Source organism: Apilactobacillus ozensis DSM 23829 = JCM 17196 (genome assembly GCF_001435995.1).
GTDB lineage: Bacteria > Bacillota > Bacilli > Lactobacillales > Lactobacillaceae > Apilactobacillus > Apilactobacillus ozensis.
Genome location: NZ_AYYQ01000027.1, coordinates 1 through 491, shown reverse-complemented (window position 1 = coordinate 491; position 491 = coordinate 1). Strand labels below are relative to the sequence as shown.

The window sequence follows — 491 nt, the reverse complement described above, 5'->3', positions numbered from 1 at the left end:
GTTTCTAAACAATAACTAAACCCAAGCTTATCTAACATGCATTTCATTCTACGATGACCATAGGTCATCTTGCTTTGTTTAAATATAAGCTTTATCTGTTCTTTCACTTTTGTATACTTATCTTTGTAAGTTCTAATCCTTTTTAGTTCATCATAATATGTTGACTTTTTAAGATTATTTACTTTTAGTAAAGTGTTCAGTTTATAAGGACAATTATCTGCGGACCATGAATTATAAACAAATTTAGTTTTTACTTTGTTTGACAATCTTTCATCACAGCCCGTAGGCCTTTTAAACAGTAATTAGATAGTTCTCAATCATATACTTTTTGTTCTAGTTCAGCTATTTTTGCTTCATATTTTTCTTTTTCAGACAATAGCAATTTTGTATTTTTATTTAAAGTAGTTTTTTTAATGGCTAATCTACCTTTCTTTATAGGTAAAAGTCCAGTGATTCCTAATTCATTAAATGTTCTTGCCCAGGAATGAACT

1 pseudogene is annotated in these 491 nt (G+C 28.1%); it reads right to left on the bottom strand.

The features are described from left to right. Positions 1-266 (bottom strand): annotated as a pseudogene (locus FD06_RS07735) (hypothetical protein); the annotation flags it as partial. Positions 267-491: the final 225 nt, after the last annotated feature.